27 protein-coding genes are annotated in these 21,959 nt (G+C 70.8%); 8 read left to right on the top strand and 19 right to left on the bottom strand.

What is annotated here, in order from left to right:
* Positions 1-235: 235 nt before the first annotated feature.
* Together ACFV7Q_RS16105 and ACFV7Q_RS16100 are read left to right on the top strand one after the other, a co-directional pair.
* Entirely contained in the window at positions 236-550 is a 315-nt protein-coding gene (locus ACFV7Q_RS16105; protein WP_385428801.1) for a hypothetical protein, read from the top strand.
* 105 nt (positions 551-655) lie between these two features.
* A complete protein-coding gene (locus ACFV7Q_RS16100; RefSeq protein ID WP_385428799.1) occupies positions 656-976 on the top strand; it encodes a hypothetical protein in 321 nt (106 codons plus the stop codon).
* Positions 977-1,057: 81 nt separating this feature from the next.
* On the opposite strand, the gene ACFV7Q_RS16095 is transcribed toward ACFV7Q_RS16100, so the two are convergent.
* From ACFV7Q_RS16095 to ACFV7Q_RS16070, 6 genes are all read right to left on the bottom strand, one after another.
* A complete protein-coding gene (locus ACFV7Q_RS16095) occupies positions 1,058-2,359 on the bottom strand; it encodes a dicarboxylate/amino acid:cation symporter (protein WP_385428797.1) in 1,302 nt (433 codons plus the stop codon).
* Between the two features lie 61 nt (positions 2,360-2,420).
* On the bottom strand, positions 2,421-2,504 hold the full coding sequence (locus tag ACFV7Q_RS16090; RefSeq protein WP_385428817.1) for a putative leader peptide: 84 nt from the start codon (positions 2,502-2,504) through the stop codon (positions 2,421-2,423).
* 285 nt (positions 2,505-2,789) lie between these two features.
* Positions 2,790-3,101 (bottom strand): DUF4229 domain-containing protein, encoded by a 312-nt coding sequence (locus tag ACFV7Q_RS16085; RefSeq protein WP_385428796.1) that lies wholly within the window; start codon positions 3,099-3,101, stop codon positions 2,790-2,792.
* Between the two features lie 126 nt (positions 3,102-3,227).
* Positions 3,228-3,752, bottom strand: a complete 525-nt coding sequence (locus ACFV7Q_RS16080; RefSeq protein WP_385428794.1) for a GNAT family N-acetyltransferase — start codon at positions 3,750-3,752, stop codon at positions 3,228-3,230.
* A 137-nt stretch (positions 3,753-3,889) separates the two neighbouring features.
* Positions 3,890-5,053, bottom strand: coding sequence for an aminofutalosine synthase MqnE (gene mqnE, locus ACFV7Q_RS16075; protein WP_385428793.1), 1,164 nt, complete (start codon positions 5,051-5,053; stop codon positions 3,890-3,892).
* Positions 5,054-5,150: 97 nt separating this feature from the next.
* Positions 5,151-5,606: an Lrp/AsnC family transcriptional regulator gene (locus ACFV7Q_RS16070; RefSeq protein ID WP_361091164.1), complete on the bottom strand. Its 456-nt coding sequence runs from the start codon at positions 5,604-5,606 to the stop codon at positions 5,151-5,153.
* 123 nt (positions 5,607-5,729) lie between these two features.
* Between ACFV7Q_RS16070 and ACFV7Q_RS16065 the strand changes: the two genes are divergently transcribed.
* Positions 5,730-5,870: a hypothetical protein gene (locus ACFV7Q_RS16065; protein WP_179174858.1), complete on the top strand. Its 141-nt coding sequence runs from the start codon at positions 5,730-5,732 to the stop codon at positions 5,868-5,870.
* Here the strand turns inward: ACFV7Q_RS16065 and ACFV7Q_RS16060 are convergent.
* Complete coding sequence (locus tag ACFV7Q_RS16060) at positions 5,867-6,556, bottom strand: UbiX family flavin prenyltransferase (RefSeq protein WP_385428791.1); 690 nt, start codon at positions 6,554-6,556, stop codon at positions 5,867-5,869. The genes ACFV7Q_RS16065 and ACFV7Q_RS16060 overlap by 4 nt on opposite strands.
* 97 nt (positions 6,557-6,653) lie before the next feature.
* Here ACFV7Q_RS16060 and ACFV7Q_RS16055 point away from each other — a divergent pair, with 97 nt between their 5' ends.
* Positions 6,654-7,274, top strand: a complete 621-nt coding sequence (locus ACFV7Q_RS16055) for a rhomboid family intramembrane serine protease (RefSeq protein WP_385428789.1) — start codon at positions 6,654-6,656, stop codon at positions 7,272-7,274.
* Here ACFV7Q_RS16055 and ACFV7Q_RS16050 read toward each other — a convergent pair.
* From ACFV7Q_RS16050 to ACFV7Q_RS16035, 4 genes are all read right to left on the bottom strand, one after another.
* On the bottom strand, positions 7,267-7,851 hold the full coding sequence (locus ACFV7Q_RS16050; protein WP_385428788.1) for a Uma2 family endonuclease: 585 nt from the start codon (positions 7,849-7,851) through the stop codon (positions 7,267-7,269). The two genes, ACFV7Q_RS16055 and ACFV7Q_RS16050, sit on opposite strands and share 8 nt — an antisense overlap.
* A gap of 78 nt (positions 7,852-7,929) precedes the next feature.
* Positions 7,930-8,856 (bottom strand): menaquinone biosynthesis prenyltransferase MqnP, encoded by a 927-nt coding sequence (gene mqnP / locus ACFV7Q_RS16045; RefSeq protein ID WP_385428815.1) that lies wholly within the window; start codon positions 8,854-8,856, stop codon positions 7,930-7,932.
* On the bottom strand, positions 8,856-9,374 hold the full coding sequence (locus ACFV7Q_RS16040; RefSeq protein WP_385428786.1) for a hypothetical protein: 519 nt from the start codon (positions 9,372-9,374) through the stop codon (positions 8,856-8,858). The genes mqnP and ACFV7Q_RS16040 overlap by 1 nt, the downstream gene beginning before the upstream one ends.
* On the bottom strand, positions 9,371-10,828 hold the full coding sequence (locus ACFV7Q_RS16035; RefSeq protein WP_360623981.1) for a menaquinone biosynthesis decarboxylase: 1,458 nt from the start codon (positions 10,826-10,828) through the stop codon (positions 9,371-9,373). Before ACFV7Q_RS16035 ends, ACFV7Q_RS16040 begins: the two co-directional genes overlap by 4 nt.
* Positions 10,829-10,918: 90 nt before the next feature.
* Here ACFV7Q_RS16035 and ACFV7Q_RS16030 point away from each other — a divergent pair, with 90 nt between their 5' ends.
* A complete protein-coding gene (locus tag ACFV7Q_RS16030) occupies positions 10,919-11,308 on the top strand; it encodes a PLD nuclease N-terminal domain-containing protein (protein WP_385428784.1) in 390 nt (129 codons plus the stop codon).
* 61 nt (positions 11,309-11,369) lie between these two features.
* Here the strand turns inward: ACFV7Q_RS16030 and ACFV7Q_RS16025 are convergent, their stop codons facing one another.
* The 8 genes from ACFV7Q_RS16025 to hemL all read right to left on the bottom strand — a co-directional run bounded on the left by ACFV7Q_RS16025 (position 11,370) and on the right by hemL (position 19,002).
* On the bottom strand, positions 11,370-12,065 hold the full coding sequence (locus ACFV7Q_RS16025; protein ID WP_385428782.1) for a hypothetical protein: 696 nt from the start codon (positions 12,063-12,065) through the stop codon (positions 11,370-11,372).
* Positions 12,066-12,148: 83 nt separating this feature from the next.
* On the bottom strand, positions 12,149-12,652 hold the full coding sequence (locus ACFV7Q_RS16020) for an SRPBCC domain-containing protein (RefSeq protein ID WP_385428780.1): 504 nt from the start codon (positions 12,650-12,652) through the stop codon (positions 12,149-12,151).
* Positions 12,653-12,677: 25 nt separating this feature from the next.
* On the bottom strand, positions 12,678-13,763 hold the full coding sequence (ccsB, locus tag ACFV7Q_RS16015; protein ID WP_385428778.1) for a c-type cytochrome biogenesis protein CcsB: 1,086 nt from the start codon (positions 13,761-13,763) through the stop codon (positions 12,678-12,680).
* A complete protein-coding gene (locus tag ACFV7Q_RS16010) occupies positions 13,760-15,487 on the bottom strand; it encodes a cytochrome c biogenesis protein ResB (RefSeq protein ID WP_385428776.1) in 1,728 nt (575 codons plus the stop codon). Before ACFV7Q_RS16010 ends, ccsB begins: the two co-directional genes overlap by 4 nt.
* A 13-nt stretch (positions 15,488-15,500) precedes the next feature.
* Entirely contained in the window at positions 15,501-16,280 is a 780-nt protein-coding gene (locus tag ACFV7Q_RS16005) for a cytochrome c biogenesis CcdA family protein (protein ID WP_385428774.1), read from the bottom strand.
* Positions 16,281-16,284: 4 nt separating this feature from the next.
* Positions 16,285-16,908: a TlpA family protein disulfide reductase gene (locus ACFV7Q_RS16000; RefSeq protein ID WP_385428772.1), complete on the bottom strand. Its 624-nt coding sequence runs from the start codon at positions 16,906-16,908 to the stop codon at positions 16,285-16,287.
* 88 nt (positions 16,909-16,996) lie between these two features.
* On the bottom strand, positions 16,997-17,671 hold the full coding sequence (locus ACFV7Q_RS15995; RefSeq protein WP_385428770.1) for a histidine phosphatase family protein: 675 nt from the start codon (positions 17,669-17,671) through the stop codon (positions 16,997-16,999).
* The gene (gene hemL / locus ACFV7Q_RS15990; protein WP_385428768.1) at positions 17,668-19,002 is read right to left on the bottom strand and encodes a glutamate-1-semialdehyde 2,1-aminomutase; all 1,335 of its coding nucleotides are present in this window, start codon (positions 19,000-19,002) and stop codon (positions 17,668-17,670) included. The genes ACFV7Q_RS15995 and hemL overlap by 4 nt, the downstream gene beginning before the upstream one ends.
* A gap of 134 nt (positions 19,003-19,136) precedes the next feature.
* Between hemL and ACFV7Q_RS15985 the strand changes: the two genes are divergently transcribed.
* The 3 genes from ACFV7Q_RS15985 (at position 19,137) to ACFV7Q_RS15975 (ending at position 21,842) form a co-directional block, all read left to right on the top strand.
* The gene (locus ACFV7Q_RS15985) at positions 19,137-19,751 is read left to right on the top strand and encodes a hypothetical protein (protein WP_385428766.1); all 615 of its coding nucleotides are present in this window, start codon (positions 19,137-19,139) and stop codon (positions 19,749-19,751) included.
* A gap of 94 nt (positions 19,752-19,845) precedes the next feature.
* The gene (locus ACFV7Q_RS15980) at positions 19,846-20,583 is read left to right on the top strand and encodes a Mut7-C RNAse domain-containing protein (protein WP_385428764.1); all 738 of its coding nucleotides are present in this window, start codon (positions 19,846-19,848) and stop codon (positions 20,581-20,583) included.
* A gap of 503 nt (positions 20,584-21,086) precedes the next feature.
* Entirely contained in the window at positions 21,087-21,842 is a 756-nt protein-coding gene (locus tag ACFV7Q_RS15975) for an SDR family NAD(P)-dependent oxidoreductase (RefSeq protein WP_385428762.1), read from the top strand.
* Positions 21,843-21,959 lie beyond the last annotated feature (117 nt).

Here is a 21,959-nt window from a genome sequence, read left to right as displayed (position 1 = left end):
TCGGCTCTCCTCGGCCCGGCAAGGGGACGTACGGCCGGACGTGCAGTTACCGCCGGTAATGTACGCAGGGGCAACCGCCCTGAACACCCCTCGCGGCAACCCGCACGGAACCCCCACCGAACCCGCCGAACCCGCCCCCACGGCCGACGCCCCGCCGACACCGTCGCGCGCGGCGGTGCCCCGTCGGCCGGAATGGGCGCATTAGCATGCCCATGACCACCCTGGGAGGCCTGCAGTGACGTACCGGCGCGAGACCGTGGACCTGCCCGAGGACCGGGGCTGCCTGCAGTGGGCGCTGGGGGTTCCGCTCGCGCTGATCTACGTACCCGCGGCGTACTTCACCGTCCTCCTGCTGCTGTCTGACGTCGAAGCGGGCGACGACCGCGTGCGCGACAGCGCGGGGACCATCGCCCACGTCGTGATCGCCATCAGCTTCGTCGGGCTGCTGATCTCCTTGCTCCCCGCGTACCGCCGGACCATGAACCGTTGGTGGTACCTCGTACCACTCGCGATCGGCCTGACGGCGTACCTGCGCGCCCAGGTGGTCTGAGTCGCCCGACGGATCAGGGCCCAACGGACAACGGCACGGACGCCGACGACACGGACACCACACGGCACGGACACCACACGCGACGACGGAGGAGGACGGGGAGCGATGACGTACAGCCGGGAGGGGGTCGGCCCGCGCGGGACCGGGGGGTGTCTGCGGACGGCGGCCGGACTGCCGCTCGGGCTCCTCCACGCCCTGAACACCCTCCTCGTCTACAGCGCGGTGCGGTACGGGCCGCAGGGCGTTTGGGACGACCGTGGCTACACGCGGATCTCGGCGGTGTGCTTCGCCGTGGTCTGCCTGAGCGTGCTCGCCCTGCTGGTCACCCTGGTCCCGCCGGTCCGCAGGACCCTCGGCACGTGGTGGCTCGCCCCACCCCTCGTCCTCGGCGCGATCGCGTGGATCCGGATGGCGACCTTGGAGTAGGCCCCGCAGCGGGAAGACCGCAGCCCCCGCCGGCCGGCATCGGACCGGGGCGGGGGCTGCGGGGCGGGGCGGTGGCGCCTGTCAGGCGGCGGCCACCGCCGGGGCGCGCTCGTCCAGCGACGAGGACGAGGCGCTGTCGTAGGCCTCCCTGTCCAGGATGCCCTCGCGGGCCGCGACCACGACCGGGACCAGGGACTGGCCGGCGACGTTGGTGGCGGTGCGCACCATGTCCAGGATCGGGTCGATCGCCATGAGCAGGCCGACGCCTTCCAGGGGCAGGCCCAGGGTGGAGAGGGTCAGGGTCAGCATCACGGTGGCGCCGGTGAGGCCGGCGGTCGCGGCCGAGCCGACGACCGAGACGAAGGCGATCAGCAGGTAGTCGGTGATCGTCAGCTGGACGTCGAAGATCTGCGCGATGAAGATCGCGGCGAGCGCCGGGTAGATGGCGGCGCAGCCGTCCATCTTGGTGGTCGCGCCGAACGGGACGGCGAAGGAGGCGTACTCGCGGGGGACGCCGAGGCGTTCGGTGACCTTCTGGGTGACCGGCATGGTGCCGACGGAGGAGCGGGAGACGAAGGCCAGCTGGATGGCGGGCCAGGCGCCCTTGAAGAACTGGATCGGGTTGACCTTGGCGACCGTGGCGAGGAGCAGCGGGTAGACGCCGAACATCACGAGTGCGGAGCCGATGTAGACGTCGGCGGTGAAGGTCGCGTACTTGCCGAGGAGCTCCCAGCCGTACGAGGCGATCGCGGTGCCGATGAGGCCGACGGTGCCGATCGGGGCGAGGCGGATGACCCACCACAGGGCCTTCTGCAGCAGCTGCAGAATCGATTCGGCGACGTTGAGGACCGGCTGGGCCTTGTCGCCGAGCTGGAGGGCGGCCACGCCGGCGACGGCGGCGAGGAAGACGATCTGGAGGACGTTCAGCTCGGCGAACGGGGTGACGATGTCCTTCGGCACGATGCCGGTCAGGAAGTCGATCCAGGAGCCGGTGCGCTTGGGCAGCTTGCCGTCCTGCGGGGTCAGGCCGGTGCCCGCGCCGGGGTTGGTGAGCAGGCCGATCGCGAGGCCGATGCCGACGGCGATCAGCGAGGTGATCATGAACCACAGCAGCGTGCGCGAGGCGAGGCGGGCGGCGTTGTTCACCTTCCGCAGGTTGGTGATCGACACCAGGATCGCGAAGAACACGAGGGGGGCGACGGCCAGCTTCAGCAGCTGGACGAAGATGTCGCCGACCTTCTCCAGGGTGGTGGCGAGCCAGCTGACGTCCTGGGTGCGGGCGAGCCAGCCGAACAGGACGCCGAGCACGAGGCCGGTGACGATCTGGGCCCAGAACGGGAACTTGAAGGAGGCCTTGGCGGGGGCCTGAGGGGTCGCGGACACGAACACTCTCCGGGTGGGGTAACGCGCAAAAGAAGAGGAAGGAATGAGGGGGGTGCTGGACTCAGCGACAGCCGCAACAGGCCGCGGACGCGCGGCGGCAGAGGTCGACATGCAGGCGCGCCACGAGCGGGATGCTCGCGGTCATGTGGTGCGCAACTGGGGTCAACATGTTTAGCACGCTAACACTTTCCCTTTGAGAACCTCAAAGATGCACTTTGAGACAGAGTCGCACCGCGCCCCTCCCCCCGCACCCGGAAAACACCAAGCGCCCCTGCACTCGGGGGTGTTCCCGGTACAGGGGCGCTTCGGTGTGTGAGGAAGGTAACCGGCGGGGCGACAGATCCGGCCGCCGCCAGGTCCGTCAAGTCCGTCAGGTCCGCCAGGTCCGATGGTCGGCCGAGGGCGGTGGCCGGCCCGGCCGGGGCGGGTCTTACGGGCCGACGCGCGCGGCGTCGTCGACCGCGTCCTCCTGCGAACGGTTCGCGGCGAGCCGCTCCTTCGCGCCCGCCACGCGGCCGGCGATCTGCGCGGACATCTCGTCGCGCTGCTTGCGCAGCAGGACGAAGGACAGCGGCGCGGAGAGCACCAGGGCGAGCAGGACGACCCAGGCGGCGTTGGCGTCCCCCAGCCCGGCGGGCACCCACCCCAGGTTGACCAGGACGGCGACGAGGACGAGGCATCCGACGAAGACGCCCAGGCGCATCGCGGTGTAGCGGATCGTCGCGTTCGGCTTGAAGGACACGGTGACCCCTTCTTCTGTCGTCGGTACGTCGTCAGCGTGCCCGTCCAGTGAAACACGACGCCGACCGGGGCCGTGCCGCCGGGGTCAGCGGCCGGCACGAGCCGCAGATCGGACACCCCGGCCCGCTCAGTGCAGCGGCAGCAGCATCGTGATGTCGTCGCGGTCGTCGCCGGGTGCCACCCGGATCGCGTCGGGGACCCGGCCGACCTCCTTGTAGCCGCAGGCCGCGTAGAAGTGTTCCAGCCCGAGGCCGCCCCGGCAGCTGAGCCGGACCGCCTCGATGCCGTCGAGGGTGCGGGCCGCGTCGGCCACGGCATCCATCAGGGCCCGCCCGGCGCCCCGGCCCTGGAGGTCGGGGGCGACCATGACGGTGTAGGCCCAGACCCAGTGGGTCATCAGTCGGTGGGTGTTGAACGCGAGGAAGGCGCAGGCGCGGACCCTCCCCTCCGGGTCGCGGCCGACGATCAGGCGGTGGCGGCCTTCGGCCATGGCGACGAGGTGCTTGACCAGCTCGGGGCGGATGTCGTCCATCGTGACGGGCGGTACGAATCCGACGGCGCCGCCGGCGTTGGACACGTCGGCCCAGAGCTCGGCGATTCCGTTGCGCAGGTCGGGGTCTACGACCGGATCGAAGGTGAATGTAAGAGCCACACGCGCAGAGTATCCATTACCTAGACCGCGGGGCAACGACTTCCCGCACCCCACCGCCGACCGGCCGCACCTCGCCACCCATGCAGAAGGCCCCGGTCCCACAGGGGACCGGGGCCTAGCCGTAGACCGGAGGAGCCTCAGACGCGCATGGCCTGCGGCGTCTCGCGCAGGTTCGCGTCGGGACCGGGGTACTCCCGGATGACCTCGTAGCGGGTGTTGCGCTCGACCGGCCGGAAGCCGGCCTCGCGGATCAGTTCGAGCAGGTCGTCGCGGCTCAGCTTGTTCGGGGTGCCGTAGTTGTCCGCGTCGTGCGTGATCTTGTACTCGACGACCGAGCCGTCCATGTCGTCCGCGCCGTGCTGGAGCGCCAGCTGGGCGGTCTGCACACCGTGCATCACCCAGAAGACCTTCACGTGCGGCACGTTGTCGAAGAGCAGCCGCGAGACCGCGAAGGTCTTCAGCGCCTCGGCCCCGGTGGCCATCGTCGTCCGCGCCTGGAGGGTGTTGCGGACCTTGCCGTCCTTCATGTCCACGAAGTCGTGCTGGTACCGCAGCGGGATGAAGACCTGGAAGCCGCCGGTCTCGTCCTGGAGCTCGCGCAGCCGCAGCACGTGGTCCACGCGGTGGCGCGGCTCCTCGATGTGCCCGTACAGCATCGTGCTCGGCGTCTTGAGGCCCTTCTCGTGCGCGAGCCGGTGGATGCGCGACCAGTCCTCCCAGTGGGTGCGGTGGTCGACGATGTGCTGGCGGACCTCCCAGTCGAAGATCTCCGCGCCGCCGCCGGTGAGGGACTCCAGGCCGGCTTCGATCAGCTCGTCCAGGATGTCGGAGGCCGACATCCCGGAGATCGTCTCGAAGTGGTGGATCTCGGTCGCCGTGAACGCCTTCAGCGAGACGTTGGGCAGCGCCTCCTTCAGCGCGGACAGCGAGCGCGGGTAGTAGCGCCAGGGGAGGCTCGGGTGCAGGCCGTTGACGATGTGGAGCTCGGTGAGGTTCTCGTTCTCCATGGCCTTGGCCAGGCGCACGGCCTCCTCGATGCGCATCGTGTACGCGTCCTTCTCGCCCGGCTTGCGCTGGAACGAGCAGTAGGCGCACGAGGCGGTGCACACGTTCGTCATGTTGAGGTGGCGGTTGACGTTGAAGTGGACGACGTCGCCGTTCTTCCGCGTGCGCACCTCGTGGGCGAGCGCCCCGAGCCAGGCCAGGTCGTCGGACTCGTAGAGGGCGATGCCGTCCTCACGGGTCAGCCGCTCGCCGGAGCGAACCTTCTCCTCCAGCTCACGCTTGAGCCCAGCGTCCATCGGCCGGTCGCCTCCTTGTGTGTCCTGTGCCCTGTAGCGCTCTGCGTACTTTCGCCCCGTACGCGGGCGCTCCTTGCCCAACCCCGCAACCGTACTCTTAGCGCTCTTCGGGCAGATCCCCGACCCGGTTCTCCCACTTCGTGGAGAGCACGATCGTGGTACGGGTCCGGGAGACGCCCTTGGTGCCGGAGAGCTTCCGGATGATCCTCTCCAGGCCGTCCACGTCGCTGGCGCGCACCTTGAGCATGTAGGAGTCGTCGCCGGCGATGAACCAGCAGTCCTCGATCTCCGCGAAGTCGCGCAGCCGCCGGGCCACGTCCTCGTGGTCGGCGGCGTCCGAGAGGGAGATGCCGATGAGCGCGGTGACGCCGAGGCCGAGGGAGGCCGCGTCGACGGTCGCGCGGTAGCCGGTGATGACGCCGGCCGACTCCAGCCGGTTGATCCGGTCGGTGACGCTCGGGCCGGACAGGCCGACGAGCCGGCCCAGCTCCGCGTACGAGGCGCGTCCGTTCTCCCGGAGTGCCTGGATGAGCTGCCTGTCCACCGCGTCCATATACCTGGAGCCTTCCATTGTTCGGCGATCCTGCGATCTTACGTATAGAATCAAAGGCACACAGGGTCAACACCCTGTGAATCTTTCAACAGATCAGTGACGATCTTCAGGAGTGGTTCACCCGTGTACACGATCGAGATGGCCTACGCGCACATGCGACAGCTCCAGGAGCTGGCCAACCGATCCCGCACCGACCAGCCCGCCGCCGCCTACCGCGTCGACCAGACCCGCAAGCCGCGCACCCGCGCCGCGAAGAAGCGCTAGTCACCGCTCGCCTCCCGGGGGCGGGAGCTCTGCCCACCACCGAGCTCCCCCTCCCACCGGCGGTACAGCCGGTGCGGCACCCCTGCCGCATCCAGCACCCGCCCCGCGACGAAGTCCACCAGGTCCTGGATGTGCGTCGCACCCGCGTAGAACGCCGGAGAGGCGGGCAGCACGACCGCGCCCGCCTCGTCCAGCGCCACCAGCGCCTTGAGCGTCTGTCCGTTCAGCGGGGTCTCCCGCACCGCGACCACCAGCCGCCGCCGCTCCTTGAGCATCACGCTCGCGGCACGCTGCAACAGGTCCTTCGACAGCCCGAGCGCCACTCCCGCCACACAGGCCGTGGACGCCGGCACGATCAGCATCCCCTTGGCGGGGTACGAGCCCGAGCTCGGGCCGGCCGCCAGATCACCCGCGGACCAGTACCGGACGTCGCCCTCCGGCACCTCGAACGTGCCCGGCTTCCCGTCGGCCCCACGGGCCAGCCACTCCCGCAGGTCCTCGCGCCAGTGCGCGTCGCGGAACGCGATCCCGGTCTCGTCCAACAGGGTGAGCCGTGAGGCCCGGCTCACCACGAGGTCCACACTCTCGCCCGCCGCCAGCAGGCCCCGTATCACCGAAGCCGCGTACGGCGTCCCGGAAGCCCCGGAAACCCCCACCACCCACGGGGTGCGCTTGCGCTCTGTCATAGCTCCGAGACTATCCGGCCACACCGGGCGGGCACTCGTTAAGGTGTGCCGGACGTTCCCCGGGGGAACGGAGCACGACACACAGGGGGCGAAGCAGATGAGCAGCAGCACGATCGAGCCGACTTGGAGCCGGACCGACCGGGCCAAGGCAGCGGCCAAGCTGATGCTGGGGTGGGTGGCGCTCCTGTGGGTCCTGGAGGCGGTCGACTACGCCACCGGGCACGCCCTCGACCAGTACGGGGTCGTGGCCCGCGACCCGGACGGCCTGACCGGCGTCGTCACCGGGTCCTTCCTCCACTTCGGCTTCGACCACGTCGCCTCCAACAGCGTCCCGCTGCTGGTCCTCGGCTTCATCGCGGCCCTCTCCGGGATCCGCCGCTTCCTCGCGGTGTGCGGGATCATCATCCTGGCCGAGGGACTCGGCACCTGGCTGATCTCCCCGCCGAACACCATGACCCTGGGCGCCTCCGGGGTCGTCTTCGGCCTCTTCGGCTACCTGCTGGTCCGCGGTTTCGTGGAGCGCAGGGTCCTCGGCGTCGCCGTGTCCCTGGGCGTGGCCGCCCTCTGGGGCAGCACCATGCTCACCGGCATCCTCCCGATCCACGAGGGTGTCAGCTGGCAGGGCCACCTCTGCGGCCTCGTCGCGGGCATCACCACGGCGATCTACCACCGCCGCCCGACCCCGGCCCGCCCGGCGGGCCCCCAGCTGATCAGCTGACGGCGGAGGGATCCACGGGCAGGTCCGTGGTGTCGACCGTCAGCTTGCCGATGCCGGTCTCGACGACGAAGGTCCCGCCGTACCCGATGGTGTCCGTGCCCCGGTAGCCGTCGGGCCCGGGATTCCAGAACATCACGCAGTGCGCCTCGTACGGGTCGAAGACGAGGTAGTGCGGGATCCCGCGGCGGGCGTAGGCGCGGGTCTTCACCTCGTAGTCGTTGCGGCGGCTGCTCGGCGACACCACCTCGACGGCCAGTTCGATCAGGTCGGGCGAGTAGGCATTGAGGTTCTTCGCCACTTCGGCAGCCGGGATCACGGCGAGGTCAGGGCAGAACTCGTTGTCGCCGTCGAAAGGGATCGCGACATCGCTGAGGAAGCCCCATTCCTCGGACATCTGGGGCTTCAGCGCGCTCCACAGCTGCCAGATGGTGGCGTTGTGGTGCGGCTTGAGCGGACTCATCACGATGGCGCCCTCGACGATCTCCATCCGGTAGCCCGGGAACATGTCCTCGAACCGGCTGAGCTGTGAGTGCAGGCGGTCGCTCTCCGAAACGGTCACGTCGGCCTCCCTGTCCATGCACTCGATGGTAGGCCGCACGCTACGCATCCGGGCAGACCGCGCACCCCGCGGTCCGGCCCGGCTCACCCCTTCGAGCTACAGGCTCAGGCCGCGCACCACGAGGTCCAGCAGGGCGCAGGCGAAGAGCGCGATGCCGATGAAGCCGTTGACCGTGAAGAAGGCGCGGTTCAGGCGGGAGAGGTCGTGCGGGGTGACGATGGTGTGCTCGTAGAGGAACGCGGCCACCACGACCACCAGGCCGATCCAGAACAGCACGCCCGCGCCGGTGGCCAGCCCGTACCAGGCCAGCAGGGCCGTGGCGACGGCGTGGGCGCCGCGGGCGCCCCACAGCGCGGCCGGGACGCCGAAGCGGGCCGGGACCGACTTGACGCCCTCCGCCCGGTCGGCGGCCACGTCCTGGCAGGCGAAGATCAGGTCGAAGCCGCCGATCCAGATGCCCACGGCCAGGCCCAGGATCACCGCGTCCCAGGACCAGGTCCCGGTGACCGCGAGCCAGGCCCCTACCGGGCCCATCGCCTGGGCCAGGCCGAGGATGGCGTGCGGGAAGTTCGTGAACCGCTTGCCGTACGGGTAGACCACCATCGGCACCACCGCGACGGGCGCCAGCATCAGGCACAGCGGGTTGAGCAGCGCCGCCGCCCCGAGGAACACCACCAGGGCGATCCCGGCCCCGGTCCACGCCGAACGCAGCGACACGGCGCCGGTGACCAGTTCACGCCCCGCAGTGCGCGGGTTCCGGGCGTCGATCTCGCGGTCGATGATCCGGTTCGCGGCCATCGCGAAGGTCCGCAGCCCCACCATGCAGACGGTGACGAGCAGCAGCTCGGTCCAGTGCATGCTGCGGTCGAGCTGGAACATCGCGGTCAGCGCGGCGATGTAGGCGAAGGGCAGCGCGAAGACGGAGTGCTCGATCATCACGAGCCGCAGGAACGCCTTCACCTTGCCGGGGGCCTGCGGCGCCGTCGGCCCCGGGCCGCCGAGTACGCCGTCTGCCGTCGTCATCATCCGAGGCTCTCCAGGAACGCGTCGACGTCGGCCAGCAGCTCGCCGGTGGGCACCGGTCCCGTTTCCACGGTCAGCGCCCCCGACGCGTCGGCGTCGGGCCCGGCGTCGGCCTCCGGCGGGGTGATGCGGGCGGTGAACACGTAGGCGTCCCCGCCCGCCGGTCGGGCGTCCAGGCGCAGCGCACTGCCGCCGTCCACGCTGAACGGCGCGGGCTCGGCACCGGTTTCGGCGGCCGCGGCCGCCCCGGCGAGCTCGGCGCGCAGCTGCTCGGCGAAGGCGGCCGGCTCGGCGTCGCGTACGCCGGGCAGTTCGAAGCCGTCGCCCTCGCCGTCGTGCTCGACGAGGACCGTCCAGACGCCGCCGGGGCCGACGAACTCCTCCGGCGTGACGCCGGCTTGTTCGGCGGCGAACCGCACCCCGGGGTCGGCAGGGTCGAGCTCGGGCCGCACCAGGGCCACGTAGGAGGCCTCGGTGCCGATGAAGAGGGCGGGGCCGCCCATCGCCAGGGGGCTCACAGGCCGTACTCCTTCCAACGGCGGTCGACGAGGGCGGCCGTGGCCGGGTCGGACTCGACCATGTCGGGCCAGCCGCCGTCGCGGGTGTAGCCCTCCTCGGGCAGCTTCTTCGTGGCGTCGATGCCGGCCTTGCCGCCCCAGAACTGCTGGTACGAGGCGTGGTCGAGGTGGTCCACCGGGCCCTCGACCACCGTCAGGTCGCGGGAGTAGTCCGTGTTGCCGAGCGCCCGCCAGGACACCTCGTGGAGGTCGTGGACGTCGCAGTCCGCGTCGACCACGATGATCAGCTTGGTCAGCGACATCATGTGGGCGCCCCAGATGGCGTGCATGACCTTCTGGGCGTGCTTCGGGTACTTCTTGTCGATGGAGACGATCGCGCAGTTGTGGAAGCCGCCCGACTCGGGCAGGTGGTAGTCCACGATGTCCGGCACGATGATCTTCAGCAGGGGCAGGAAGAACCGCTCGGTCGCCCGGCCCAGCGGCCCGTCCTCCGTCGGCGGCCGGCCGACCACGATCGACTGGAGCAGCGGCCGCTTCCGCATCGTGATGCAGTCGATCTTCAGTGCAGGGAAGGGCTCCTGCGGGGTGTAGAAGCCGGTGTGGTCGCCGAACGGGCCCTCCGGGAGCATCTCCCCCGGCTCCAGCCAGCCCTCGATCACGACCTCCGCGTTGGCCGGGACCTGGAGCGGGACCGTCTTGCAGTCCACCATCTCGATCCGCTTGCCGGCGACGAAGCCCGCGAAGAGGTACTCGTCGATGTCGCCCGGCAGCGGCGCGGTCGACGCGTACGTCACGGCCGGCGGGCAACCGAACGCGATCGCGACCGGGAGCCGCTCGCCGCGCTTGGCCGCGACGGCGTAGTGGTTGCGGCTGTCCTTGTGGATCTGCCAGTGCATGCCGATGGTGCGCTTGTCGTGGCGCTGGAGGCGGTAGAGGCCCAGGTTGCGCACGCCCGTTTCCGGGTGCTTCGTGTGCGTCAGTCCCAGGTTGAAGAAGGAGCCGCCGTCCTTGGGCCAGGTGAAGAGGGCCGGCAGCCGGTCCAGGTCGACGTCGTCGCCGGTGAGGACGACCTCCTGGACGGGCGCGGCGTCGCCCTTCACCTTCTTCGGCGGGACGTGCACCATCGAGCCGAGCTTGCCGAAGGCCTCGCGGACCCCGATGAAGCCCTGCGGCAGCTCCGGCTTCAGCAGGCCGCCGATCTTGTCGCTGATCTCCCCGTAGGACTTCAGGCCGAGGGCCTTGAGGAGGCGGCGGTCAGTGCCGAAGACGTTCATCGCCAGGGGCATGTCCGAGCCCTTGACGTTCTCGAACAGCAGGGCCGGCCCACCCGCCTTGTTCACTCTGTCGACGATCTCCCCGACTTCCAGGTACGGGTCGACTTCGGCCTTGATGCGCTTGAGGTCGCCCTCCCGCTCCAGAGCCCGGAGCAGCGAGCGGAGATCGTCGTAAGCCATAGGGGCCAGTATCCGTCACCGACTAACCTGGACCTGTCACCGGGGCCCCGCGCGGGTCCCCCGTCAACGCCGGGGAGTCGGTCCCACACCGTGCTGCGCTATCTGCCGTTCCTGCTGATCATCGCGCTGACCATCTACGCCTTCATCGACTGCCTGAACACGCCCGAGGAGGAGGTCAAGCACCTCCCCAAGTCGGTCTGGGTGATCATCATCCTGCTCTTCTCGATCGTCGGCCCCGTCGTGTGGCTGGCCGCCGGCAAGCAGCGGTCCGCGGTGGGGGGCGGCAGGGCGCGTCGCACGCAGTGGGTGGCGCCCGACGACAACCCGGAGTTCCTGCGGTCGCTCGGCGAGGAGCAGCGGAAGAACAGGGCCGCCGACGGGAGCGCCGGTAGCGCCGGCAAGGACACCGAGAAGGACGCGGACGAGGACGCGGACAAGGACAAGGACAAGGACGCCGGTAAGGACCCGGACAAGGACTGACGCCGCCGGTCAGGCCCGGGGCCCGCCGGCCGGCCCGGTCCCGTCACCGTCACCGTCACCGTCACCCGCGGACGATGCGGTCGGCGTACCCGACCCCGATCGCCGTCCCGACCAACAGGACCCCTTCGGCGGTCCAGAACGTCGTGGGGGACGTCCACAGGAGATCCGGGCCGAAGACGACGTTCAGGCCGCCGACGACGACGAAGGCCGCACCCATCGGCACCAGCACCAGCGGCCGCCCGCTCAGCAGGACCCACACGGCGGTGAAGAGCACGACCCACAGCAGGAGCAGCGGTCCGCCCGTGCGGTTCGCGGCCGGTGGGCCGTACTCCGCGACCTTCCCGTACGCCTCCAGCCGGACCACGGTGCCCCGCCACACGCCCAGCCGGACCCGGTCCCCCTTTTCAGCCTGCTGGTAGACGTCATCGGCGACGGCGTGCAGGCCGGTGCCGCCGCCGGGCCGGGACACCTCCAGCAGGTAGTCGTGGGAGCACTCCCAGGTGGAGGAGCTGCCGGTCCCGCTCCACGAGCACCGCTCCCCGATGCTGCGGTCCAGCACCGTCCCCGTCTCGGGGCGGATGCAGCCGCGGCCGTCACAGACGGCTGCCTTCCGGTAGGCGAGGGTCTCCCGGACGTCGTCCGAGAGGAGCTGCGCACACAGGAGGAGCCCGAATCCCGCCACGATGACGACCACGGCCCGTACCGGGCCGGCTAACCGCCGCTCGGGCCAGTCCCCTCCCCGCCGGTTCGATGCCATGGGGTCTTCATGCCCCGTGGCCCGCCGCGCATGCCGCGCGCGGCGGACCACGGGGCGGGTACGCCCGTCCTGGCAGCCGGGTCCTAGGTGTGGGAGAAGGCCGCGTAGGAGGCGCGGAGCTCCGCCCAGCGGGCGTCGGTCCACTGCGTCCAGTCCGCGGGGTGGCCGTGGAGCGCGGCCTCCAGCAGTTCGAAGTGGTGGTGCCAGCCGGCCAGGGCGTCGAGCCGGTCCTCTTCGGTGCCGCTGCGCTCCGCCTGGAAGCGGATCACGGTGGAGTCCGTCCCGACGGGGTCGAGGTGGAAGCGGAGCCGGCCCTGTTCGGCGACGGTGTACTCCACGACCCGTTCGACGTCCCAGGCGGTGACCCGTCCGGAGACGGTGGTGCCGGTGTTCAGCCAGCGCAGCGTGACCGCCCCGCCGAGCCGGCGTTCCAGGACGTCCGCCGCGGCCAGCCAGCCGCGCAGTCCGGCCGCCGTGCTCAGGGCGGGCCACAGGTCTTCGTACGCGCAGGCCAGGTGCACCTCGAAGCGCAGGAGCCAGCGGTTCTCGCCCCGGTTCTCGCTGGTGGCATGAGTCACAGGGGTCATGCCACCAGCGTGCCACCGTCGCGGCTCAGACGCCCGCGTACGAGTGCTTGCCGCTGAGCAGGATGTTGACGCCGTAGTAGTTCCAGATCCAGCAGGCGAAGGCGAAGAGGGCCAGGTAGGCGGCCTTGCGGCCCTTCCAGCCGGCGGTCGCGCGCGCGTGGAGGTAGGCGGCGTAGGCCACCCAGGTGACGAAGGACCAGACCTCCTTGGGGTCCCAGCCCCAGTAGCGGCCCCAGGCGTCGCCCGCCCAGATGGCGCCCGCGATGATCGTGAACGTCCACAGCGGGAAGACGGCCGCGTTGATGCGGTACGAGAACTTGTCGAGCGAGGCCGCCGACGGGAACCGTTCCAGGATGGACGTGCTGATCTTCGAGGGGGTGCCGCCGCCTGCGAGCTTGGCCTCGTAGAAGTCCCGCAGCAGGTACAGGACCGCGCCGGCCGCGCCGATGTAGAAGACCGAGCCGCAGAAGATCGCGGTGGAGACGTGGATCCACAGCCAGTACGAGTGCAGGGCCGGGACCAGCTGGTCGCTCTCGGTGTACAGCCAGGTGGTGGCGATGCCCAGGTCGAGCAGGACGGTGGTGACCAGGATCAGGCCGAGCCAGCGCACGTTCTTCTTCAGCGCGAGGAGCAGCAGGTACGCGCCGAGGACCACCGTGGAGAAGGTGATCGAGAACTCGTACATGTTGCCCCAGGGGGCCCGCTGCACGGACAGCGCGCGGGCGACGACACCGCCCGCCTGGAGGAGGAAGCCGAGCACGGTCAGCGAGATCGCGATCCGGCCGTACAAGTCGCCCTCGGCGGTGCCGCCGGCGGCGCCGGGGCCGTCGGGGACGTCGCGGGTGCCCGGTGCGGACCGGGTGACGACCTTCGGCTTGTCGAGGACCGCGGTGCCCCCCTTGGAGCGGACCTGCACGGCGGGCGCGGCGGCGGTGCCGTTCGCCTGGCCGGTCAGCGCGGCGGCCGTACGGGCCACCTTGCTGCGGCTGCCGAACGTCCACTCGGCGATGTGCGCGAGGAAGGCGAGCGTGTAGACCGCCATCGACGAATAGACCAGGTAATTGCTGATCTGAGCCAGGTTCTCGTTGACTTCGGCTGCGAGCGGCGTCATCCGCGCTCTCCTTCGACGGTTTCCTTGACGGGTCGGTCGGGCGCGGTGGGCGCCTGGTCGTGCAGGGCGGCGGCCAGCTGCCCCAGCTCCTCCGGGACCTTCGCCGACTCGCTGCGGCCGAGGCCGGCCATCTCGACGACGGTGGTGCCGTCCTCGCCGCGCACCGCGCGGACCCAGACGCGGCGGCGCTGGATGAACAGCGACGCGGCCAGGCCGCCGATGGCGGCGACGGCGCCGGTGAGCGCGAGCCCGCTGCCGGGCTGGCGGGTGACGGAGAAGGTCGCCCACCGCTCGATGCCCTCGAACTTCACGACGCCCGCCCCACCGGGCAGCTCCATGGTCTCCCCGGGCAGCAGCCGCTTCTTGAACAGCTGCCCGTTCTCGTCCTTGAACTCCTGCATCTTGGAGGTGTTCAGCTGGTACACGTTCTGCGGCAGGCCCGAGTCCACGCCCAGGCTGCCGTGGTAGGCGCTCAGCGCGAGGACGGGGAAGTCCAGCTCCGGGAACTGGGAGAGCATCGTGCCCTTGCCCTCGCCGGCGAAGGTCGGCACGAACATGGCGTTGAAGCCGAGCTGCTCCTTCTTGCCGTCCTTGTCCCGGTAGCCGTCGTTGACCTTGACGGCGCCGGAGGAGCTGAGGTTGTTGTCGAACGGCAGCATCGGCACGGCGTCCCGGAAGATCACCTTGCCGGTGGGGTCGGTGACCGAGATGACCGGCGCGTACCCGTGGCCGAGGAGGTAGACCTTGGCGCCGTCGACCTCCAGCGGCTCGTTGACCTGGATCTCGCGCTTCTCCGGCGCGCCGTCGGCGCCCTTGCTGAAGGTGACGTACGCCTTGAAGTCGCGGGCCGTTCCCTTCTGCGGGCCGGACCTCTCGAACGAGGCGTCGAACCGGTCGAGGGTGAAGGAGAACGGCGGCAGGTCGTCGGGGGTGAAGAAGCTGCCCGACTTGAAGTCGTCGTACTGGGTGAGCGTGTTCGCGAATCCCTTGCCGCGCAGCACGAGCTTGCCGCCCTCGGACTTGAACAGCTGCCCCCAGGCGAAGGCCACCAGCATCACGATCAGCGCGACGTGGAAGACCAGGTTGCCGGCCTCGCGCAGGTAGCCCTTCTCGGCGGCGACCGAGGACCCTCCGGCAACGGTGCGGAACCGCCGGCCGCCCAACAGCTTCCGGGCGTGATCCAGGACCTCGTCGGGGGACACCCCGGTCCGCCAGGTCGCGTACGCCGGCATCCGGTCCAGGCGGCGGGGTGCGGCCGGCGGGCGGCCGGTGAGCTGGCCGACGAACTGCCAGCTGCGCGGGACGATGCAGCCGATCAGCGAGACGAACAGCAGCAGGTAGATCGCGGAGAACCACACCGAGCTGTAGACGTCGAACAGCTGGAGCTTCTCGGCAACCGGCACCCAGAACTCGTTGTTCCGCTTCCACTCGGCCACCTTCATCGCGTCGACCTGCGTCTGCGGGATGAGGGAGCCCGGGATGGAGCCCAGGGACAGCATGAAGAGCAGGATCAGCGCCACCCGCATCGAGGTGAGCTGCCGCCAGAACCAGCGGACCCAGCCGACCACGCCGATCCCGACGGGGCCGCCGGACTCCTCCGCGGGAGCGGTGGACAACTGTGCGCCGGCGGCGGCCTCGCCGGAGTCCGCGGCGGCGTCGGCGGAGTCCGGGGAGTCCGCGGACGGGTTCGACGCCTCCGTGGACGCCTTGTCGGTCGTACTCATGTCCGTGTAGTCCTCAGATCCCCACCGTGAAGCCCTGGGTCCAGGCCTGCATGTCGCTGACGATGCTGTCCCACAAACCTGTGACGAGCAGCAGACCGGTCACGACCAGCATGCCGCCACCGATGCGCATCACCCAGGCATAGTGCTTCTTCACCCAGCCGAACGCACCCAGCGCCTTGCGGAACGCGACCGCGGCCAGGATGAACGGCAACCCCAGCCCCAGGCAGTACGCGACCGTCAGCAGCGCACCCCGCCCGGCGCTCGCCTGGTCCAGGGAGAGCGTGTTGACGGCGGCCAGCGTCGGCCCCATGCACGGGGTCCAGCCGACCCCGAACAGCACCCCCAACAGGGGCGCGCCCAGCAGGCCGCTCGCCGGCTTCCGGTGGAACCGGAACTCCCGCATCGTCAGGCCCGGGATCGCCCCCATGAAGAACAGGCCGAGCACGATCACCAAGCCGCCCATGACCCGGGAGATGATCTCTTTGTTGCCGAGCAGGACGTTGCCGAACTGCCCGAACAGCGCACCCGTCGAGACGAACACCGCCGTGAACCCGAGGATGAACAGGCTCGCCCCGGCGACCATGCGCCCGCGCCGCGCCTCCGCCAGATCGGCGCCGCTGACCCCGGTCACGTACGACAGGTAGCCCGGCACCAACGGCAGCACGCACGGCGAGAAGAACGAGACCAGGCCCGCCAGCACCGAGATGGGCAGGGCCAGCAGCAGGGCGCCGTTGAGGACCGTGGTGTTCACACCGGCCTGCTCGGCGGCCAGGGTGAGAAGAGGGGGGAGCACGAGGTCACTGCTCCGCGAGCAGCGGGTCGATCATCGAACGCAGCTGCTCCTCGTTGACCGGGGCCAGCGTGCGGGCGGCGATCCTGCCCTCCTTGTCGAGGACGATCGTGGAGGGGATGGCCTGCGCGTTGAGGGTGCCCGCGGGGAAACGCAGCATCAGCTTGCCGTCCGGGTCGTACAGGCTCGGGAAGGTGATCCCGAAGTTCTCCTCGAACGCGGCCGCGTTCTGCTTGCTGTTGTCACGGGTGTTGATCCCGACGAACGCGACGGGCTTGCCGGCGTCGGCCAGCTCCTTCGACACCTTCGCGAAGTACGGGGCCTCGGCCCGACAGGGCGGGCACCAGGAACCCCACACGTTGAGGACGACGACCTTGCCCTTGAGGGTGGTGGTGTCGAGACCTTCCCCGCCGACGGTCTCCCCGTCCAGCTTCGGCGCGGCCACCCGCTCGCTCCGGGCGACGGTCGAGATGCCGCTCGGACCCGTCACGTAGTTGCCGCCGCCGGATCCGGACGGCTTGCCGTCGGAGTCGGTGCACGCCGTGAGGGTCAGGGCGCCAACGGCGGTCACCGCGGTCAGCAGGAGGGCGCGGCCGCTGGTCGAGCGGCGGGGGGCGCGGCCAATTCTCATGTGAAAAGTTTCGCATGAGCGATTTGCCGATCTTCCGCGCCCCCCGCGGGCACTGACAAGCCGCTGGTCAGGCCCGCGACGGCCGACCTCAGGCGCCGAACGCCTTCGACTTCCCCTTCACCGGCTTCGCCCCGGCCAGCAGGTGCGGCGGAACCAGGTCCCGGGCCGGCTCGCTGTAACCCACCGACACCAGCTTGTCGCCCTGGAACGTGAACGACGTCAGCGAGGCCAGGGTGCACTGCCGCCGCCGCGGGTCGTGCCACAGCCGGCGCTTCTCCGCGAAGCTCCGCACGATCCAGATCGGCAGCTGGTGGGAGACCGCCACGGCCTCGTGGCCGCGGGCCGCGTCCCGAGCCGCCTCGATCGCGCTCATCATCCGGACGACCTGGTCCACGTACGGCTCGCCCCAGGACGGCTTGAACGGGTTCGTCAGGTGCTTCCAGTTGCCCGGCTTGCGCAGCGCACCGTCACCGACGCCGAACGTCTTGCCCTCGAAGACGTTCTCCGCCTCCAACAGCCGCGCGTCCGTCGCCAGGTCCAGGCCGTGGCTGCGGGCGACCGGCGTCGCCGTCTCCTGCGCCCGCTCCAGCGGGGAGGACACCACGTACGTGACGTCCCGGTCCTTCAAGTGGTCCGCGACCCGCTCCGCCATACGGCGGCCCAGCTCCGACAGGTGGTAGCCGGGACGGCGGCCGTAGAGGACCCCGTCCGGGTTCTCCACCTCGCCGTGGCGCATCAGGTGGACGACGGTGATGTCGCTCATGCCCCGACCTCCGGCTGCGCCTGCGCGGCAGCGCGCGCCGCGGCGGGCAGCGCGGCCGCGATCCGCTCGACGGCCGCCTCGTCGTGGGCGGTGGAGACGAACCACGACTCGAACGCCGACGGGGGGAGGTAGACCCCCTGCGACAGCATCGAGTGGAAGAACGCGTTGAAGCGGAAGGCGTCCTGCGTCTTCGCGTCGTCGTAGTTGCGGACCGGCTCCTGCGTGAAGAAGACGGAGAACATGTTGGACGCGGTCTGCAGCCGGTGGGCCACGCCCTCCTTGGCGAGCGCGTCCGTGACCAGGCCCTGGATCTGCGCGGACACCGCGTTGACCTTGTCGTACGCGGCCTCGTCGAGCAGGCGCAGCTGCGCCAGGCCGGCGGCGGTCGCGACCGGGTTCCCGGAGAGGGTGCCCGCCTGGTAGACCGGGCCGGCGGGGGCCAGGTGCCCCATCACGTCGGCACGCCCACCGAACGCCGCGGCCGGGAAGCCACCGCCCATGACCTTGCCGAACGTCATCAGGTCGGGCTTCACGCCGTCGACCCCGTACCAGCCGGCACGCGAGGTGCGGAAGCCCGTCATGACCTCGTCGGAGACGTACAGGGCGCCGTTCTCCCGGCACAGGTCCGCGAGCCCCTGGTTGAAGCCCTCCGCGGGCGTCACCACGCCCATGTTGCCGGGCGCCGCCTCGGTGATCACACAGGCGATCTCACCGGGATGCGCGGCGAACGCCGCCCGCACCGCTTCGAGGTCGTTGTAAGGGAGCACGATCGTGTCGCCGGCCTGCGCACCCGTGACACCGGGCGTATCCGGAAGCGCAAAAGTCGCCAGACCGGAACCGGCGGCGGCCAGCAGAGCGTCCACGTGCCCGTGGTAGCAGCCGGCGAACTTCACGACCTTCGACCGGCCCGTGAACCCGCGGGCCAGGCGGATCGCCGACATGGTCGCCTCCGTACCGGAGGAGACCAGACGGACCTGCTCGACGGGCTCGATGCGGGCGACGATCTCCTCGGCGAGCGCGACCTCGCCCTCGCCGGGCGTACCGAACGAGGTACCGCGGGCGACGGCCGCCTGGATGGCCTCGACGACGGCCGGGTGGGCGTGGCCGAGAATCATCGGCCCCCACGAGCAGACCAGGTCGACGTACTCGCGGCCGTCGGCATCGGTCAGGTACGGACCGGTACCGGACACCATGAACCTGGGCGTTCCACCCACGGCGCGGAAGGCACGCACCGGAGAGTTCACGCCGCCAGGCGTCACGAGGGACGCACGGTCAAAGAGAGTCTGCGAGACTTTGGCTTCATACGGGTACGGGTAGCTCACACCAGCCATGGTCTCATCAGGCCGCGACCGACTTGCGGACGGGCGTTTCACCGCGCCGCCCGGGGGGAGGTCACTGCCATGATGATCGGGCTGCGTGGCGGGAGCCGCGGGGCCGTGACAGGCAAGACCAGTCGGGTGGAGATATGCAACGCGGTGGTGGACCGGGCGAGGGTACGGACGACCTCGACCCGCAGCGCGCCCGCGAGGCCCGCGAAGCCCGCCGCCGGGGCAGGCACCGTCGCCGGGCCGCGGACGCAGCCGAACCCGTGCCGGCACCGCCGGAGGAAGCGGAAGACGACGCCCTGCCCAAGGGGCGCGGCATGGGCGTGACGTACAAGTACTTCGGCGCCCCGGACGGGGCGACGGCCGCCCGCGTCCCGGTCACGATGCGCCCGGAAGAGCTCGGCGGCGACGAGCTCGGCATGGGCGGCATGTTCACCAAGATCAAGCCGGAGACCATGGCCGCGATGGTCCTGACCGGCATCCAGGGAATACCCCTGCACAAGGTGCCGCCGCTGGAGCTGGTCGTGCTCCACCCCGACTACGCGGTGGTGAAGCTGCCCATGACCGTGGTCGACCCGCTGCGCGACATCGGCGAGGAGTCGGTCGGCGCGGCGGCGTTCATCTGGTCGACGGTCCCGGACCGCGGCGGCCCCCGCGACGCCTTCAACGTCTACCAGCTGCTCCACGAATGGCAGGATTTCAGCCAGCGTCTCCACGAAGCAGGACACCAGCCCTACTGCCTGGTCTGGCCCTGACCCCGATCCGCCGCCCCACGGCGGCGGATCCCGGCCCCGTCCCCACCTCGTAATTCCCCCGCGCGGCCCCACCCCTCGATGGCATCCTGGCAGCGTGAACGGACCCGGCATTCACCTCACCCTCGCCCCCGAGCTGCGCCTCTTCGCCGCGCCCAGCCGACGGGCCGACCGCGTACCGACCCCGACCGACGGCGCCTCCAGCCTCGGCCACGTCGTCGAATCCGCCGGAGTCCCGCTCACCGAGGTCGGCCGGCTCCTCGTCGACGGCCACGAAGTGCCCGTCTCGTACGTGCCCCGGGCCGGGCAGTCCGTCGAGGTGTTCGGCGTGGACCGCCCGCAACAGATCGCCGGCGCCCCCCTCCGCTTCCTCCTCGACGTCCACCTCGGCACGCTCGCCCGCCGCCTGCGCCTGCTCGGCGTGGACGCCGCGTACGAGAACGAGGACATCGGCGACCCCGCCCTCGCCACCCGCTCCGCCGACGAGCAGCGCGTCCTCCTCTCCCGCGACCGCGGACTGCTGCGGCGCCGCGAGATCTTCGCGGGGGCGTACGTCTACAGCGACAACCCCGACGAGCAACTGCGCGACGTCCTCGGCCGGTTCGCCCCCGCCCTGGCCCCCTGGACCCGCTGCACCGCGTGCAACGGCCCCCTGCAGGACGCCGACAAGGACAGCGTCGGCGACCGCCTGCAGAGCGGCACCCACCGCACGTACGACGTCTTCGCACAGTGCACGGAGTGCGACCGCGTCTACTGGCGCGGCGCCCACCACGCCCGCCTGGAACGCATCGTCACGAACGCGGTGGAGGAATTCGGCGGCGTAGCCGCCTCCTAACGCTGCGCCTCCCCAACCCGCACGCACGGCTGGCCGCCGATCAATGGGGAGCGCGTAGCGATCTGGGGCGCTTGCGGTGGCTGGGACGGGCTCGTGGCCGACATTTCGTGCAGGTGGCCGGGCCCGGGCCCGGTGCCGGCCGACATTTCGCACAGGGCGCGCTGGGGCCGGGCCGGTGCCGGCCGGCCCTGGTGATCCTGGGCGCACGAGGCCCGGGCACGGCGGAGCCAGGGGCTGGCTGCTCTGATCGGGCCGACCCTTGACCCGTCCTCCTGGCCATCCTCCGGGGCTTCCCGGCAGCCTTCGGCATTCCTGGGTGGACCGGCCCGCACCGGACGGACGATGGGCTGCCGGGAAGCCCCGTACGGTTCCGGTCGGCTGCGCCGCCGTTCCACCACGTGGTGTGCCTGGCCGGGATGGCCGTGATCATGTACGCCCCGCGGGGGCGCTGGGCTCCCTCTTATGCTGGCGGGTATTCGCCCGTACGAACGAGGAGCCCGTACATGAGCACCCGGACCGCCGTAGTCACCGGCGCCAGCAGCGGGATCGGCGCGGCCACCGCCCGGCAGCTCGCCGAGGCCGGCTACCACGTCGTCCTCACCGCGCGCCGCAAGGACCGTATCGAGGCCCTCGCGGACGAGATCGCCGCCGGTGGCGGGTCTGCGGCGGCGTACGCGCTGGACGTCACCGACCGGGCTGCCGTCGATGCCTTCGCGGCCTCCCTGGAGCGCTGCGAGGTGTTGGTCAACAACGCCGGCGGGGCGCTCGGGGCCGATGCGGTCGCGACCGGTGATCCGGGTGACTGGCGCACGATGTACGAGGTCAACGTGATCGGCACGCTGCACATGACGCAGGCGCTGCTGCCGGCGCTCGTCGCGTCCGGCGACGGGACCGTCGTGGTGCTGTCCTCCACGGCCGGGCACGGCACGTACGAGGGCGGTGCAGGGTACGTCGCCGCCAAGAACGGGGCCCGGGTACTGGCCGAGACGCTGCGGTTGGAGATCGTCGGGCAGCCCGTGCGGGTCATCGAGATCGCGCCGGGCATGGTCAAGACCGAGGAGTTCGCCACCACGCGTTTCCGCGGGGACACCGAGAAGGCGGCCAAGGTGTACGCGGGGGTGGCCGAGCCCCTGACCGCGGAGGACGTGGCCGAGACGGTCGCGTGGGCGGTGACCCGGCCCAGCCACGTCAACATCGACCTGTTGGTGGTCCGGCCCCGGGCCCAGGCTTCGAACACGAAGGTGCACCGGGAGCTCTGAGGGCCCCGGGGGCCGTACGCGGAAGGGCCCGGACCGTTGGTCCGGGCCCCGCCCACCCCCCCGCCCCAGCGCACCCCGCGCACCCCCGGACACACAAGAACAGGGAGAGCGTGGGGA

Source organism: Streptomyces sp. NPDC059851 (genome assembly GCF_042732005.1).
Classification (GTDB): Bacteria; Actinomycetota; Actinomycetes; order Streptomycetales; family Streptomycetaceae; genus Streptomyces.
The sequence above is the reverse complement of the archived record's forward strand: the minus strand, read 5'-3'. Positions and strand labels throughout refer to the sequence as shown.